Here is a 14,472-nt window from a genome sequence, read left to right as displayed (position 1 = left end):
AGTTCGTTTACGTTCGTTTACGTTGTTGCGTCAACACCGCCGTTACGATGATGACGCCGGTCAACATCAATCGCCCCGCTTCCGGCACGGCGTTGATGCTAAGAATCTTGTCCAGATAACCAATAGTCAGAACGCCCAGCAAGGTCAAACCCATGCCGCCGCGTCCGCCCATCAAACTGGTGCCGCCAATGACCACCATCGCGATGGCAATCAATTCGTAGCCCACCCCCGCTTCGGGATCGCCTTGTTGTTCCTGCGCGGCCTGACAAATCCCCGCCACGGCCGCCAACATGCCCGAGGCGACATAGGCAAAAATTTTAGCCCAAACCACCGGCACGCCGGAGAGTCGCGAAGCTTCCTCGTTGCCGCCAATGGCATACAGGTAACGCCCCCAACTATGTTTAGCCAGCGCCAGCCACGCCAGCCCCAGGCAGACGAGAAAAATCACCGTCACCACCGAGAGATGGCCGCCAAGGATCCGCGTGTCCACCAGGCGAAACAACGCGGGCACATCCACGTAATCGTAACCGCCGCTTGCGTTCTTTACCGCGGTGGAAACCTTCATGCCGCCGGAGGCGTATTTGGCCGCGCCGCGCGCCAGCACCATCAAGGCCAGCGTGGCGATGAATGGTTGCACGCGCAGTCGCGCCGTCACCACGCCCGCCAACCCGCCGCTCGCGCACCCCACCAGCAAACAGGCGGGAACGACCAGCCATCCGCTCCAGCCCCAATGGATGGCCATCTTGGAACAACAAACCGCCACCAACGCCAGCACACTGCCCACCGCCAGATCAATTCCCGCCGTGATGATGACCAGCGTCGAGCCGCACGCGAGAATGCCGTACACCGACGCCTGGCGCAGCGCGTCACGGTGCGTGCCGATTTTGAAAAACGCGCCGTCAGCATTGAAGATCGTGCCGACCAGACACACGAGCAACAGCGCGAGAAACGCGCGCCCCGCCGGGCTGGATACGCACTGGATGAAAGGATTAGGCGATTTGGTTGGGGAGGTTTCGCTCATGATTTTTGGATGGCAGTCGGAACGGCGGCGTGTCCCATGGCCGCCGCCAGAATGGTTTCGGGGGTCGCCTGGGCGCGGGTGAAGGCGGCGGTCAATCGGCCGCGATGCAGCACCACGATGCGATCGCTCAAGGTCATCAACTCGGGCAGCTCGGACGTAATCAGGATGATGGCCATGCCTTGCGCCGTCCATTCATCCATCAATTGATAAATCTCGCGTTTGGCGCCGACGTCAATTCCGCGCGTCGGTTCATCGAGCAACAACACCTTGGGCTGGGTTTGCAGCCATTTGGCGATGGCCACTTTTTGTTGGTTGCCGCCCGAGAGCGCGCCGACCTCCAAATCCAGCGAGGCCGCGCGCAATCTCATCTGACCGGTCGTGCGTTCCGCCGCGGCGCGTTCGGTGGCGGGGTGACGCCAACCCGCGCGGGTCAGCTCGCGCAAACCGGCCAGCGTGGCATTGGCGATAATGGAAAGCGGCAAAACCAATCCGGTGGCTTTGCGATCGTTGGTCAATAAAACCAGACCGGAGCTGATTGCGGCGCGCGGGCTTGTAAAACGGGTTTCTTGGCCCTCTAACCACACCCGGCCACGGGTCAAGTGACCGTACGCGCCGAACAGACCGAGCAACAATTGGCTCGCGCCGGAACCTTGCAGACCCCCGATGCCGAGGATCTCGCCGGCCCGGACTGCCAGCGTGATGTTTTCCGCCGCCGGCTTGGCGGCAAAGCCGTCAGGATGAACATTGAAATTTTCAAGCCGCAATCGTTCGGCGCCCGGCTGGGGCGCGCGGCGGGGAAATTGTTCCCCCAACTCGCGACCGACCATCCATTGAATGAATTGCGCCGGGGGCAGCTCTTTGGCCGGAGCGGTGCCGATCCATTCGCCATCGCGCAGCACCGTGATGCGATCCGCGATGTGCTCGATCTCCTCCATCTTGTGCGTGATGTAAACGATCCCGCAGCCGCGGGCTTTCAAGGTGCGGATCAGGCCAAAGAGCTTCTCGACTTCGGGCGCGTTCAAAGCGCTGGTCGGTTCATCCATGACGAGCACCCGGGCGTTTTGACTCAGCGCCTTGGCGATCTCGATGAGTTGCTGGACGGCGATGGGAAATTGTTCAACTGGCCGGCGCACGTCCAATTCCAGCCCCAGTTGCCGCACCCAGTGCCGGGCTTCCTCATGCTGGCGCGCGTCGCGGACGAAACCGTTGCGCGTCGGCATGCGACCGAGAAAAATGTTGTCCGCCACGCTCATGGGGCCGATCAGCGACAATTCCTGATGGATCACCGCCACGCCGAGCGCGTTGGCTTCCAACGGCGAGCGGGGCCGGGCGGCTCGACCCGCGTATTCGATGCGGCCTTCGAAATCGGTGTGAATGCCCGCGAGAATTTTTATCAAGGTGCTTTTGCCCGCTCCATTTTCACCCGCCAGCACGTGAACTTCGCCCGCCGCCACCTCCAATTGTACCTGATGCAGCACGCGCACCGGACCGAAGCGCTTCGAGATGCCGGTCAGGCGCACCAAAGGCACGCGCTCGGTACTGACTGGTGGCGCTGCGGTCATCGGTTGGCGGCGTTCAAGCCGTTGGGAGTTTCACGCGGAGACATGGAAAATAATGGGAACGGGAGCAAAACTCCATTTGCTTGAAAGTGGTTCGATAGGCTCATCAATCCAGTTATGCCCAGGTGCGAGTCACCGGAACGTTAGACGCCCTGGTCGGTTCGTCCCCGCCTTTCGCCCATGGCCGGTGCCGGGCGTGAGATAATTTCGGAATGCCGATGTTCTCGGCGCCGGCGATCCAGCTTTCCGGCGTCAACACGCCTTCCATATCCACGGTGACGATTGATTGTTTCACGCCCGCGCAGTCTTCCAAAAGCGAGAGAGGGTGTCCAGCATCGCCACGGAAAATGCCAAGCCGCCCCGGTTGCTCGGAGCGGCTTGATTGTAGCGGCCTTGTAGCGGCGGTCTGTGACCGCCGCTAAATTTCCGTCGCTCATAGAGCGACGCTACATCAATAAATTTATCAATAAACTTCGTCGTGCGCGCCAACGGCTTCGAGCGCAATCGCGGCGTGACCGCGATGTTTGGTCAGATGAAAAACCACGCGCAAATCATATCCGCCGCTGGAAGCCCAGGAACCAGCCAGCGCGCCTTTGAGTTTGTGTGTGCGAAGCGCGGGCGCAAACGGATCGGCGGTCAGACATTCGAGCAGCGTTTCCAGTTCAGTCGCGGCAGCCGGGTGTTTCTTGAGGTATCGCTTGGCGGAACGCAAAAACGCCGGACTGGTCAGCAACTGGTGTTTCACGGTTTGACCTGCCGCATGATGGCGGCAACGGAAGCAGATTTGCCTTTGCCGGCGGCGAATTCCTTGCGGGCCTGCTTAACCGTGGCAATCAACTCCGCCCGGCGTTGTTCCGCGAGACGATGCTGCACGACGGCAACGACCGATTCCTGCTCGTCCAACGGCAAGGCGGACAGAGCTTCCAAAGTTGCGGCATAGCCATTCATGCGGAAATGATACTTCCATCCGAATTTTTTGCCAACAACGGAAAAGCCACCCCGGTTGCCCGGAGCGACTTGATTGTAGCAGTCTTGTAGCGGCGGTCTGTGACCGCCGCTAAATTCATCGTCAGATGGCGTCGCTCATGGAGCGACGCTACCAGTGCCGCCGTTTGCTTCTTCTTTGCAGCCCTGTTTCTTGTGCAGCGTTTCGGTGGTCTCGCCCATAGTGGCGTGATCTGGAGTCGTGACCCGATGGGTGAGGCGGAATTTGCCGGAGGCTTCGGGTAGTAAGAGCGGGACGGCGGTCATTTTGACCGGCACGCCCAGCAGGGCTTTCAAACGGGTGGCAATGGTGGCTTGATCCGCCGCTGACGGTCCTTGAGCGTCCGCAATATAGCGCAGGTCAAATTGAGCCGCGTCCGTCTGGCGCAGTTGGTAATGCGCCAGCCCCCCGACGTCGCGCAGGCATTGATCCACCTGCCACGTCGTGACGCGCCGCCCGTCCGCCGCCGTGAGCGCGTCCCGAATCCGCCCGTGCACCGTGTAATCCGTGCCGTAAGCCCGTTCGTGCCGCCGCACCAGGTCGCCGATGCGATAGCGCAGCAGCGGCATGTAATCGTTGGACAGCGTCGTGACCAGCAGCGGACCGATCCCGGACGCATCGGGTTCCATCACCTCGAGGAACGCCGTTTCGTAGCTGGGTTTCATCGCGCCGGACTCGTCTTCCATCAACAGATGGCCCGTCTCCGTCGAGCCATACAGATTGAACACCGGCACGCCAAAGACCCGCTGCAAAATCCGCCGGTGTACGACGCTGACGAATTCATAACTGCAGAGGATGAATTGAACCGAGAGCAACCGGAGGCCGGCCCGCTCGCAGAACAAGGCGAACCACAGCCCATGCACCGGGTCCAAATCCAGAAATTGCGGCTGCCAATCCAGCGCCTCCTGCGCCATGCGTTGCAGCTCCGTTTCATCCAGCGTGAAGGGAATCCGCGCGAGGTTCAGATAAAGCGTGTTGCCCAGCGTGCGTTCCGCCGGAGAAGCCCAGACCGTCGGACAGGTAAGCCCGTTGCAGGCGGGCGGCGTCAACGTGGCGCGGCGCGCGTGGGGCTGTTGCTCCAGCACCCGGGCCACGAAGTGATTCAACCGCAACGCCCGCGCTTCCTGTTCGTTCCACCACCCCAACGGCATGATGACCGGCAATCGCTCCTCGGAAGTGCCCGAGGTGTACTCCAGTTCCACCACGCGCCGGGAAACCAGGTCGTCCAGGGAAAGCCGCTCGGGCAGAAAGTTTTTGGGGAAGCCCGCGCGCATCTCGCGCTTGGTGATGATCGGTAACTCGGGCAGCGTCGGATGCGGTGTCGTCAGGGTCGCGTGATACAACGGCACTTCGCGCCACCGCGGCCAGAGGCGGTTGATCCGGTTGGTTTGCGCGGCGGCTTGAATGATCTCTGACGTTGCCAGCATGACTACGGAATTATAGGGCCGATTCGCGCGTTGCCAAATCCAACCCCGCACCCCCTTCAGCCCGTGAAGCCGCGACCGGGAGAAAATTACAGCCGTTTGACGCGGATGTTCCGGTAGCGCACCACGCTCTTGGGATCGTGCGCCTGCAAGGCAAACGTGCCCTGTGACAGTTTGCGCTCGAAATCCTTGCCCGGCTGCGCGCCGGGCGGCTCGTTATATTCCAGCACGATCTGGCCATCCACCTTCACCGTGACTTTGCTGCCTTCGACGATGATTTCCTGCGTCCACCATTGGTTGTCGCGGGCCAGGGATTGCGAGACGTTGACCGCGTCGTAGAGGCTGCCCGTTTTCTTCCAGTCCCCGTGCGTGTTGTTGACCTGACATTCAAACCCGCCCCGCGGCCAGCCCTTTTCCTGATACTTGGTGTGGAAATAAATGCCGCCGTTGGACACCGGGTCCGTTTTGACCTCCACCTTGAGATGGAAATTTTTGAACGGCTGCTCGTCACCCACGTAGAACAAGTGGCAGGCGTTACCATTGGCGACAAACGCGCCGTCCTCGATCCGGAACGAATTGGTGTTCTCCGTCGCGAGCTGCCAACCGGCAAAAGTCTTGCCATCCATCAACGATTTAAAGCCCGCCTCCTGCGCCACCGCGCCGGAAGTCAGAGCCACCACGGTCAGTGACAAAATCCAGGTCCATTTCATGACGCAGACAATAAAACGCCCCGCCCCCCCCGCCAAGCCAAATAGCACCCCAATACCCCATAAAACCCCGGGCGGCCGTATCCAGTCGTTCCCCAGCGCTTCTCCGGGCTTGTCATCGCTGCCTCGCTTCGATCCGTTCAGGGGCGCTCGTGCGGTTCTGCTTTTCCCGGCCAAAGGTTTGATTAAGCTCGGAGCATGTCTGAAACGACTTTGCCTCGACGCCATTTTGCCAGCGACAACTACGCCGGGATTTGTCCCGAAGCCTGGGAAGCCATGCAGGCGGCCAATGTGGATCATGCCGTCGGTTACGGCAACGACACCTGGACCCAACGTGCTGCGGATATGTTGCGGGAGGTATTCGAGACGGATTGCGAAGTGTTCTTTGTGTTCAACGGAACGGCGGCCAATTCGCTGGTTCTGGCGGCGTTATGTCAGTCGTATCACAGCATTTTGTGTCACGAGATGTCGCACCTGGAAACCTCGGAATGTGGCGCGCCGGAGTTTTTTGCCAACGGCAGCAAAATCCTGCTGTTGCGCGGCGCGAACGGCAAAGTTGATCCCGCCGACATCGAGCGCGCCGTCAACAAACGCACGGACATTCACTATCCCAAACCGCAGGTGCTGAGTCTGACGCAAGCCACCGAAGTGGGCACGGTTTACTCGCGGGACGAACTGCGCGTGTTGACCGAGGAGGCGCGGCGCTTGGGGTTGCGCGTTCACCTGGATGGCGCGCGCTTTGCCAATGCGGTGGCCGCGCTGGGCATTTCTCCGGCCGAGGCGACGTGGAAATCCGGCGTGGATGTGCTGGGTTTCGGCGGCTCAAAAAACGGTCTGGCGCTGGGCGAAGCGGTGGTGTTCTTCAATCACGAACTGGCGCGGGAATTTGATTATCGCTGCAAACAAGGCGGGCAACTGGCGTCCAAGATGCGATTTCTTTCCGCGCCATGGACGGGATTGTTGAAGGACGGAGCGTGGTTGCGGCACGCGCGCCATGCCAATGCAATGGCGCAGCGGATGGAAGCCGGGTTGCGCCAGATTCCGGGGATCACGGTGGCGTACCCGGTGGAAGCCAATGCGGTGTTCGCGGACATCCCCGAAGCGTGGGTGCGACACTTGTACGATCGCGGCTGGAAATTTTACGTGCGGGTGGGCGGCTGGAAGGAAGCGCGTTTGATGTGCAGTTGGGACACCACTCCGGCCGACGTGGATCGGTTTCTAGCCGACTTGCGACAAATCGCCGTGGAACAACACTGACCTCGGCCAACCATGTGGCTGCGGCGTCCCGCCGCAGTTCCGACCAAACCAAGTCGAGATACCTCGGTGGCTCTTTACTTTAGAACGGGATGTCGTCCGCGAGACGCGAACGACCACCGCCGAGACGGCGGTGCTCCCCCAATGCCCATCCCTCTGCCAATCATTCCCTTGTCTTCCCGTTTGCGTATTTCGTGCATTTCGCAGTAGTGATCGTGCCAGTGCGACTGGGGAGCATACGCGTCTCGCGTGTGCTGGCGGGCGTCTCGCCCGACAGAATCTGCATCCGCCAAGCCGGAACGGGCCAGTGGCCCGTTCCACCCAAACTCCAATCGAATCGTTCCGGCCAACCATGTGGCTGCGGCGCCCCGCCGCAGTTCCGACCGAACCGAGTCGAGACGCCTCGGTGACCTTTAACTTTAGAACAGCATGTCGTCCGCGCGACGCGAACGACTACCGCCGAGGACGGCGGTGCTCCCCCAATGCCCATCCCTCTGCCAATCATTCCCTTGTCTCTCTGCGGAGTTGGCCGGGCATTGTTCTCTTGGGAGTGACGCGCCCTACCGGTTTTACTGCGTTGTCCTCGGGCGAGAGACTGCCTACACTGCCGCGCAAGTGAATTCATCAGTCAGTCCTGGAAAGTTTGCTTGGTTTGTAGTGGCGCTGCTCGTTCCCGTGGCGCTGCTCAATTATCTCGATCGCCAGATGCTGGCCACCATGAAGGCGTCCATGGTGGCGGATATTCCGACCATTGCGAATCGCGCGGATTGGGGGCTTGTGCTTGGCGCGTTCAAATGGACTTACGCGATTCTCAGTCCTTTCGGCGGGTACGTGGCGGATCGGATTGGGCGGCATCGGGTGATTGCGGCCAGCCTGCTGGTCTGGTCGGTAGTAACCTGGTGGACTGGCCACACGACCACCTTTGGCGAATTGGTAGCCACACGCGCCTTGATGGGAATCAGTGAGGCGTTTTACATGCCGGCGGCGCTGGCGTTCATTGCCGATTACCATCCCGGCCTGACCCGCTCGCGAGCGATCGGGGTGCATCAAACGGGAATTTACGTGGGGCAAATACTGGGAGGCTTCGCCGGTTACGTGGCGGATTCATCGGACCACGGCTGGCGTTGGGCGTTCACGACCTGCGGGTTGATCGGCGTGATTTACGCCTTGCCGCTGATGGCGATGCTGCGCTCCCCGCAACGGGTGGTGGCCGAACCAAGCACTGAGAAACTCAAGGCCGGTGTGTGGCGGGGATTGTTGACCAATCGCAATTTTATTTTGCTGGTGTTGTACTTCACGTTGCCCGCCATCGCGGGCTGGGTGGTGCGCGATTGGATGCCGGACATTTTGCGCGAGCGTTTCGGTCTGGGACAGGGCGCGGCGGGCGTGAAAGCGATTTTGTACGTGCAAGTGGCTTCGTTGATTGGCGCGGTGGTGGGCGGCGCGCTGGCGGATCGCTGGATGCGCAACAACAAACGCGGACGCATCTTTGTCAGCGCCATTGGCATGGTCTTGTTCCTGCCTGCCTTGTTCAGTGTGGGTAACGCGGGCACGGTCAGCATGGCGGTGGCGGGGTTGATCGTCTTCGGCTTGGGCTGGGGCTTTTTTGACTGCAACAACATGCCGATCCTGTGTCAGATCGCGCGCCCCGAATTGCGCGCGACGGGCTACGGCATCATGAATCTGGTGAGCATCAGTTGCGGCGGTTTCGGCGATTGGGCCTTTGGCGCCTTGCGCGATCGGCATGTGCCGCTGAACGCCATCTTCGGGGTGTTCGCCGGGATTGCGTTGTTGTCGGTGTTGGTGGTGTTGGTGATCCGTCCGCAAGGCGGCGACGAGTCATCAGCGGCGCGATAATCTTCACTCGATTCTTCGCCGCTACCTGGATTGAGTCCCGACCGCGAGGCGACGTGGCCCGGTCAGTGCGCGGTCGCGGGGGCGGGGGCGATGATGTCCAGGGATTTAACTTGGTGGAGCAAACGGGAGCGTTGTTCCGCCGTCAAATTCCGCAGCGGCGATCGCACCGGGCCGCAATCCACTCCGGTCAAACTCATCACCGCTTTGCCACTGGCCAACCCGCCAAAAGTTCCCAGCGCCTCGACGAGCTTCACGGATTTGAGTTGCAACGTCCGCGCTTTATCGAGCTGGCCAGCCCGGAAAGCGTTGATGATTTCGTGATAAAGTGGCGCGCAATAATTATAGGTGCTACCCACGGCTCCGGTGACGCCCAACGCCAACGCGCCCAGCAGCATTTCATCGCAACCAAACAGAATGTTGAAACGTCCGTCCGCAAAATTGAGACACTCCTGCAAAATCACGAGGTCCATGCAGCTGAATTTAATCCCGGCCAGATTGGGAATCTGGCTCTCGGCCTGACGTAAAAATTCAAACATGGAAAGGTTCACCCCGGTCAGCGGCGGAATGTGATAGAAGTAAAACGGCAGCGGCGCACATTCCCGGGCGACGGGGACGCAGAAGCTGAGCAAATCTTCGATGGTGGCCGGTTTGTAGTAGCTGGGTGCGACCAAGGCCACTGCGTCGGCTTGAATTTGTCGCGCTTGGGCGGCCAATTGGCGGGCTTCCTCGAGGCTGTTATGACCGACGTGAACGACGAGTTGGAGCGAGGTGTTTTTAAGGACGTCCCGCCAGCGTTGCGCGACTTGCTGCCGTTCCGGCGTCGTCAGAGACAAGCCTTCACCGGTACTGCCGCAGATGAACGCGCCGGCAACTCCGTCAGCGGCGAGACGCGCGGCCTGTTGATCAATTACGGACAAATTGACGCTGCCATCGGCGTGCATGGCCGTGAACGGGGCGGCGATCAGACCCGTTAATGCGTGTGAAGGATTCTTCATGTGCGGCAAACTTAACACCAAGCGGCGGCGGGTTTGGAGCAAATTATCTTGTCATTTTTACGGACGGGTAGGAGGCTCCCGACCGAGCCACTGGACGCAGTGTGCGTTATGAAACCATCACCCCAGCGCCGCACTTATCGTGAATCCGCCAGGCCCCGTGTTTTTCTCATAATGATGGTGCTCGCGGTCCTGACGGCCACCCGGATGGACGCCGAGGTAACGACGAACGAATTGCGGTGGTCGCAACTGCCGCCGTTGCCCGGGGCGCTGGGAGTGGCGGGTGCGTTCGCGGGGGTGAGCGATGGTAAACTAATCGTGGCGGGCGGCGCCAACTTTCCTGACAAAATGCCGTGGGAAGGCGGACAAAAGGTCTGGCACGACACGGTGTATGTGCTGGATCAAACCAATACCGGCTGGCGCGTCGCGGGTAAATTACCCCGTCCCTTGGCGTACGGAATTTCGCTGACCACAGAACACGGCGTGCTGTGCATTGGTGGCAGTGACGCCACACGGCATTACGCGAACACCTTTCTGCTGACTTGGGCCAACGGCAAAATCGTCACGCACGAGTTGCCGCCGCTGCCCGTGCCGCTGGCGAATGCGGCGGGCGCGCTGGTGGGACAGGTGGCTTATGTTGCCGGGGGTTCGGAAGCGCCGGGAGAACAAGCGGCGTTAAATCGCTGCTTCGCCTTGGAATTGGCAGCGCTCGCTGAGCCAATCCTCCCTTCCAGTGAGGGAGAAGGCGAATCGAGAGCAGCAGCAGGCGGGTCAAATTCAGAAAGCAAAATTACGAGATCGGCTTCCGGGAAATCGCATCTTGCCTGGACGGAGCTGTCGCCGTGTCCGGGTGAAGCGCGGATTCTTCCCACTGCCGGCGCGACGACGGACGCTTTCTATCTGATGGGGGGCGCGGCCTTGCGATTGCAGGGCGATAAGGTGAAACGGGTTTATTTGCGCGACGCATGGAAGTATTCGCCGTCGTCTGGAAACTGGGAGCGGCTGGCGGATTTGCCGCGACCCTCCGTCGCCGCGCCTTCTCCCGCGCCAATAGTTGATGCCACTTTGCTGCTTATTGGTGGTGATGACGGTTCGCTGGTCAACTTCCAGCCGATGGCGCGGCATCCCGGTTTTCCGCACCTGGCGCAAGCTTTGGATTTACGCACCGGTAACTGGTCGCAGCTCGACCACATTCCCGTTGCGCGCGCCACGTTGCCGGCGGTGCGATGGCGTGGTCTTTTTGTGTTGCCCAGCGGCGAGGTGCGTCCAGGCGTGCGTTCGCCGGAAGTTTGGGCTGTCCGTGGAAACGGACGCGATTGAGTCGGCAGACGATGCTGGGCGACGGGGTGGGGCAAACTGTGGGGTTTTGAGCGGCGGAGCGATTGGACTCGTGTGCATATTGTTTGGTGGATTATGGTCCGCATGGGATTCGCTCCAGACTTGAACGGTTAAAATGAACAACTTTCTTCTGGCCTCACCGCAACAGCTCGCGGAGTTGTATCGCTCCACGTTGCTGGAGGACGTCATTCCGTTTTGGTTGCGACATGGTTTGGATCGTCAACTGGGCGGAATGCTGACCTGTTTGGATCGCGATGGCGCGGTGATTGACACGGACAAATCCGTCTGGTTTCAGGGGCGGGCCGGCTGGGTGTTCGCCACGCTCTACAACACGGTGGAAAAGCGCGCTGAATGGCTGGAAGCCGCGCGTTCGTGTCTGGAGTTCTCGCGGCGGCATTGCTTTGGACCGGAGGGGAAAATGTACTTTACCGTGACGCGCGAGGGGCAGCCTTTGTGGATGCGGCGTTATGTTTTTAGTGAAAGTTTCGCGGCGATCGCGAATGCGGCTTACGCGCGCGCCACCGGCGAGACCCGCGCGGCTGAGGATGCCATTAAAACATTTGCGACCTATCTGCGCTATTCCTTTACCCCGGGCGTGATGACGCCGAAGTTCCAGCCGGCGCGTCCCATGCAGGGCCTTGGCGGCCACCTGATCGGACTGGCCACGGCGCAGGAACTTCGCGCGAATCTGGGCGACGTCGCCATCTCCGGTCGCACTTGCACGGAATGGATTGATTTCAATCTGACGGCGATTGAGAAACATTTTCTGAAGCCGGAACATCAGGTGTTGCTGGAGACGGTGGGGTTGAACGGCGAGATTCTCGAGCATCATGACGGACGGACCTTGAATCCCGGCCACGCCATTGAATGTGCCTGGTTCATCATGCACGAAGGCAAATGGCGCGGTGCGGGGCGGCTTATTGAACTCGGGCGCACGATTTTGGATGGGATGTGGCGGCGCGGTTGGGACGAGGAACAAGGCGGGCTGTTTTACTTTCGCGACCTGCGCGGTTTGCCGGTGCAGGAATACTGGCACGACATGAAATTTTGGTGGCCGCACAACGAGGCGGTTATTGCGACCTTGCTGGCGTATCAACTCACGGGCGACGCCAAGTACGCCCGCTGGCATCAACAGGTTCACGACTGGAGCTTCAAACACTTTGCCGATCCGGAGTTTGGCGAGTGGTACGGTTATCTGCATCGTGATGGGCGGATTTCTTCCCGGGCCAAGGGCACGATGTACAAAGGCCCGTTCCATCTGCCGCGCATGTTGTGGTATGGCGCGCGGCTCAGTGACGAACTCGCGGCGACCTGACGAGGCTGCGGAGGGACGGTGCAAAATGTTTTCCAATCATCACCGGCGGCGCGACGTTCCTTCCGCGCTTCCAGTTCCGGGCCTGGACATCGGCGTGACTCCCGGTGGTCGCTTGGGATAGGATGGTGCCCGTGCATTGGATATTCTTGATTCTGGCGATCCTGTTTGAAGTGGCGGGAACGATTTGCATGAAACTTTCAGCGGGCTTTTCCCGGATCGTGCCGACCATTTTGATGGGAGGGTTCTACGCGCTTTGCTTTGGTTTTCTGACTTTGGTGCTGAAGAAAGTGGATGTGAGCGTGGCCTACGCCATCTGGAGCGGCGTGGGCACGGCCTTGATCGCCACGGTGGGGGTGCTGTGGTTTCGCGAGCCGGTCACCTGGCTGCGGGTGGTGGGATTATTGGCGATTATCGGAGGGGTGGTGGCCTTGAATCTCTCCACGAACCCATCCTGATCCGGCGGGGGCGGATGCAGCCCACGCATTTTTTTCTTCAATCGGATTCGCGATCTGTCACATTGCTAAATAAACGATAATACTTATGGCCCCGACACCGACCGCCGCACCGACCCGTCAATCCAACGCTCCCGCGCTTCATGGTCCGTTTGCCATCATGACCTCGCTGTTTTTTCTGTGGGGGTTCATGACGGTGTTCAACGACATCCTGATCCCGCGTTTCAAGGAGGCGTTCACGCTCAATTACTTTCAGGCGATGCTGGTGCAACTGGCGTTTTTTGGCGCTTACTTTGTGGGGGCATTGATCTATTTCGTTATTTCAGTAACCAAGGGCGATCCCATCGCGCGCATCGGCTATAAAAACGGCGTGGTGATCGGGTTGCTGATTTCGGCGTTGGGCAGTGCCTTGTTTTGGCCGGCGGCGGGCGCGGCGTCGTACCCCATGTTTCTCGCGGCGTTATTTGTGGTGGGGTTGGGTTTTGCCATGCTGCAAATTGCGGCCAATCCGTACGTGACGATTCTCGGTCCGGAAAAGACCGCTTCGAGCCGGTTGAATCTGGCGCAGGGCTTCAACTCCATCGGCACCACCATCGGCCCGATCATCGGCGGTTGGTTGATCTTCCAATACTTTGCCTCGAGCGGGGCGCACGGGGCGGACTCGGTCAAGGTGCCGTACCTGGTATTTTGCGCGGTCTTCGTGCTGCTCGCGGTGGTTTTCTTTTTCATCCGGCTGCCGCAGGTCGGCGAGGGACGCATCGAGCCGGGCGCGGGCGCGTTGAAATTTCCGCACGTGGTTTTGGGCGTTGTGGCCATCTTCATGTATGTGGGCGGAGAAGTTTCCGTGGGCAGCGTCATCATCAATTTTCTGGGGCAACCGGACATCGGCAATCTGCCGGAATTGGAGGCGAGCAAATACGTGTCCATCTATTGGGGCGGCTTGATGATCGGCCGCTTCATGGGGGCGGTGGAGTTGAGCGACATGCGCCGCGCGCGCAAACAAGCCGCGCTGATCGTGATTCCGCTCGCGGCCTACCTGTTTTTGTGGGTGGCCAAAAGCGCTCCGTTGGCGGCCATTCACGGCGACGTGGATAAACCGGTGCTGGCGTTGTGGCTGGAACAATTTTCCGCAAACTGGCCGGTGTTCCGGATGTATCTGCCTTTCGTGGCCCTGTGCTGGCTGCTGTTTCAATTCGGACGTTCGCAAACCGCGCGCACCCTGGTCGTCTTTTGCGCAACCGTAATTGTATTGCTGGTCATGGCCATTCTCACCAAAGGCACCATCGCCATGTGGTGCGTGGTGGCAATCGGGCTGTTCACTTCCATCGGTTGGTCGAACACGTTTTCCCTGGCGTTGGAAGGCACGGGAATTTACAAAAGCCAGGTTTCGTCCCTGTTGGTCATGGCCATTCTGGGCGGCGCGATACTGCCGCCGCTGCAAGGCTGGGTGGCGGACGCGACGCACAATCTGCAAGTGTCCTTCTTCGTGCCGTTGGTGGCGTATGCCTACGTGGCCTTCTACGGTTTGAAGGGACACAAAATCGGACGCAAAGAACTGACCGCCTGAA

14 protein-coding genes are annotated in these 14,472 nt (G+C 60.1%); 6 read left to right on the top strand and 8 right to left on the bottom strand.

Annotated elements, in window-relative coordinates; translation table 11 throughout:
• Positions 1-7 precede the first annotated feature (7 nt).
• The 7 genes from M9920_02685 to M9920_02655 form a co-directional block, all read right to left on the bottom strand.
• Positions 8-1,021, bottom strand: a complete 1,014-nt coding sequence (locus M9920_02685) for an ABC transporter permease (GenBank protein MCO5051195.1) — start codon at positions 1,019-1,021, stop codon at positions 8-10.
• Positions 1,018-2,583 carry a sugar ABC transporter ATP-binding protein gene (locus M9920_02680; GenBank protein MCO5051194.1) on the bottom strand — a complete coding sequence of 522 codons (1,566 nt, stop codon included), beginning with the start codon at positions 2,581-2,583 and terminating at the stop codon, positions 1,018-1,020. The genes M9920_02685 and M9920_02680 overlap by 4 nt, the downstream gene beginning before the upstream one ends.
• Positions 2,584-2,695: 112 nt before the next feature.
• Positions 2,696-2,875 carry a hypothetical protein gene (locus M9920_02675; protein MCO5051193.1) on the bottom strand — a complete coding sequence of 60 codons (180 nt, stop codon included), beginning with the start codon at positions 2,873-2,875 and terminating at the stop codon, positions 2,696-2,698.
• A gap of 168 nt (positions 2,876-3,043) precedes the next feature.
• Complete coding sequence (locus tag M9920_02670; protein ID MCO5051192.1) at positions 3,044-3,325, bottom strand: plasmid stabilization protein; 282 nt, start codon at positions 3,323-3,325, stop codon at positions 3,044-3,046.
• Entirely contained in the window at positions 3,322-3,528 is a 207-nt protein-coding gene (locus M9920_02665) for a hypothetical protein (protein MCO5051191.1), read from the bottom strand. Before M9920_02665 ends, M9920_02670 begins: the two co-directional genes overlap by 4 nt.
• Before the next feature lie 135 nt (positions 3,529-3,663).
• Positions 3,664-4,992: a hypothetical protein gene (locus M9920_02660; protein ID MCO5051190.1), complete on the bottom strand. Its 1,329-nt coding sequence runs from the start codon at positions 4,990-4,992 to the stop codon at positions 3,664-3,666.
• Between the two features lie 86 nt (positions 4,993-5,078).
• Positions 5,079-5,699: a DUF1080 domain-containing protein gene (locus tag M9920_02655; GenBank protein MCO5051189.1), complete on the bottom strand. Its 621-nt coding sequence runs from the start codon at positions 5,697-5,699 to the stop codon at positions 5,079-5,081.
• Between the two features lie 195 nt (positions 5,700-5,894).
• Between M9920_02655 and M9920_02650 the strand changes: the two genes are divergently transcribed.
• Both M9920_02650 and M9920_02645 read left to right on the top strand, forming a co-directional pair.
• Positions 5,895-6,953: a low specificity L-threonine aldolase gene (locus tag M9920_02650; GenBank protein ID MCO5051188.1), complete on the top strand. Its 1,059-nt coding sequence runs from the start codon at positions 5,895-5,897 to the stop codon at positions 6,951-6,953.
• A 612-nt stretch (positions 6,954-7,565) separates the two neighbouring features.
• Positions 7,566-8,807 (top strand): MFS transporter, encoded by a 1,242-nt coding sequence (locus M9920_02645; GenBank protein ID MCO5051187.1) that lies wholly within the window; start codon positions 7,566-7,568, stop codon positions 8,805-8,807.
• A gap of 62 nt (positions 8,808-8,869) precedes the next feature.
• On the opposite strand, the gene M9920_02640 is transcribed toward M9920_02645, so the two are convergent.
• Complete coding sequence (locus tag M9920_02640) at positions 8,870-9,802, bottom strand: dihydrodipicolinate synthase family protein (protein MCO5051186.1); 933 nt, start codon at positions 9,800-9,802, stop codon at positions 8,870-8,872.
• A 108-nt stretch (positions 9,803-9,910) separates the two neighbouring features.
• Here M9920_02640 and M9920_02635 point away from each other — a divergent pair, with 108 nt between their 5' ends.
• The 4 genes from M9920_02635 (at position 9,911) to M9920_02620 (ending at position 14,471) form a co-directional block, all read left to right on the top strand.
• Positions 9,911-11,119 (top strand): galactose oxidase, encoded by a 1,209-nt coding sequence (locus M9920_02635; GenBank protein ID MCO5051185.1) that lies wholly within the window; start codon positions 9,911-9,913, stop codon positions 11,117-11,119.
• A 133-nt stretch (positions 11,120-11,252) separates the two neighbouring features.
• The gene (locus M9920_02630) at positions 11,253-12,452 is read left to right on the top strand and encodes an AGE family epimerase/isomerase (GenBank protein ID MCO5051184.1); all 1,200 of its coding nucleotides are present in this window, start codon (positions 11,253-11,255) and stop codon (positions 12,450-12,452) included.
• A 131-nt stretch (positions 12,453-12,583) separates the two neighbouring features.
• The gene (locus M9920_02625) at positions 12,584-12,907 is read left to right on the top strand and encodes a multidrug efflux SMR transporter (protein MCO5051183.1); all 324 of its coding nucleotides are present in this window, start codon (positions 12,584-12,586) and stop codon (positions 12,905-12,907) included.
• An 85-nt stretch (positions 12,908-12,992) separates the two neighbouring features.
• Positions 12,993-14,471: a sugar MFS transporter gene (locus tag M9920_02620; GenBank protein MCO5051182.1), complete on the top strand. Its 1,479-nt coding sequence runs from the start codon at positions 12,993-12,995 to the stop codon at positions 14,469-14,471.
• The last annotated feature ends 1 nt before the right edge of the window (position 14,472 follow it).

This window comes from Verrucomicrobiia bacterium (assembly GCA_023953615.1).
Classification (GTDB): domain Bacteria; phylum Verrucomicrobiota; class Verrucomicrobiia; order Limisphaerales; family JADLHS01; genus JADLHS01.
This window is presented reverse-complemented; position numbering and strand designations above follow the sequence as displayed.